Raw genomic sequence first — 1795 nt, 5'->3', positions numbered from 1 at the left:
ACACCAGCGCCGTGGCCTGCGGGCTGCGCTTAACCTGCGCCTCAAACAGCTCTTGAATCAGCGCCTGCTGCGGATACTCGGCCTGCGTCGCGTTGAAGCCAACCAGCACTTGCTCGCGCTCAGTTTGCGGCAGCACCGGCAGGCTCAGCATGGCTCGCTGTGGCTGCTCTGCCAGAGCTTGCACCAGAGCTTGCATGGCTGTGACTAAGTAGGCGGTAACTCTGGCTGGGTCGATGCCTTCAACCGTCTGGGCTGAAACTCCAAAGCCCTCGCCCAAATCATCTACCGACAGGCTGACAGGATAGTTTGTACGCTCCTGAGCGCTGATCAGGCGCATACCCTCCCAGGATTGGGCCTGCTCAGCCTCCCCTGCTTGGCTGTGACGATAGTTGAGCAAGGCACTGAACAGCGGCACCCCAGCAGCCACGCTGCTGCAGCGCTGCGCCAGCACCAGTGGCGCTTGCTCATGCTCAAGCAGGCTCATCAAGCCTTGGTAGGTCGCTTGCACGACCTCTTGCACGCTGCGCCCTGCCAGCTTGACCCGCACGGGTAGCGTGTTGATGAACATGCCCAATACCCGGTCTGCTCCCGCCGAACCTTGCAAGCGCCCGAGCAATACCGTGCCAAAGACCACGTCGTCTTTGCCACTGAGTTGCGCCAGCACTTGGGCCCAGCCCGCATGGAACAGCACACCTGGGCTGACTCCCAGACGCCGAGCTTGGCTTCGTATGCCCTCTGCCAGCGCGGCTTCCAAATGCAAGTTGGCTTCACTGATCGAGCCACCTCCTTGCACCGCCAGCTCACCAAACGGCGCCGTAGGCTCATTCACATCCGCCAACTCCTTGCGGAAATAGGCTTCGTGAATCTCAGTGGGCACACTCAGGGTCTGTGCAATGAAATCGCGATAAGGCAGAGCTTCAGGCAAGTCCTGCGCGTGACCTTGCAAAATCGCAGCCACCTCATCGACGATGAACTCCATCGTCGAATGGTCTCCCACCAGATGATGGAAGCGCACTGCCAGTAGCCACTCTTGGGCAACCGGATCGTGGGCCATGTCCAGCGCAAACAGCGGGGCGCTGTTCAGGGGCAGACGATGCCGGCTTGGATCGGTATGGGCCAGCAACTGCGCTTGCACCTGTGCCTCTTGGGTTGGCTCAAAGGTGTTGAGCTTCACCTGCGCCTCACGCCAAACCACTTGCACGGGCTTGGACAACCCTTGCCACGCAAACGAAGTGCGCAAAATGTCGTGACGCGCAATGACTTGCTGCAGCGCCGCGACAAAGCCCTCCACCCGAGCCCGGCTGTCAAAGGCCAGCACGCTGCGCAAGACATAGGCGTCGCCTTGCTCTTGCAGCAGATGATGGAACAAGATGCCTTCTTGCAGCGGGGCCAGCGGATAGATGTCCTGCACATTGGAGGCACCGCCGGGGATGGCGTTCACGATGGTCTCGATCTCTCCTTGTGAAAGCGCGACCAGCGGCAGCATCTCTGGCGTGATCTCGCTGCAACCCGCCTCAATGAGATTGGGCGGAGTGACCCATGCAGGCGCTTGGCTCGCCCCCTGACCCATCGCTTGAGCCAGATCGGCCAGCACGGGGCTGGCAAACACTTGCTGCACATCCAGACGTCGCCCCAGGACCCGCAGCCGCTCGATCAGGCTGACGATCATCAGCGAGTGCCCGCCCAGCTCAAAGAAGTGGTCATGCCGACCCACGCGCTCCACACCCAGCAGCTCTTGCCAAATCTGCGCCAAGGCCTGCTCGACCTCACCCAGCGGCTCCACGTAACCACGCAT

General features: G+C 61.3%; 1 protein-coding gene. It reads right to left on the bottom strand.

The annotated features are described in order from the left end of the window. The coding region (locus LXT12_RS26650) for a condensation domain-containing protein (RefSeq protein WP_233395554.1) at positions 1–1795 on the bottom strand (1795 nt) is incomplete at its 3' end.

The sequence above is a fragment of the Pelomonas caseinilytica genome (assembly GCF_021353235.1).
Classification (GTDB): Bacteria; Pseudomonadota; Gammaproteobacteria; order Burkholderiales; family Burkholderiaceae_C; genus Pelomonas; species Pelomonas caseinilytica.
Note: the sequence above shows the minus strand (reverse complement) of the source record. Positions and strands in the feature narration are given on the sequence as shown.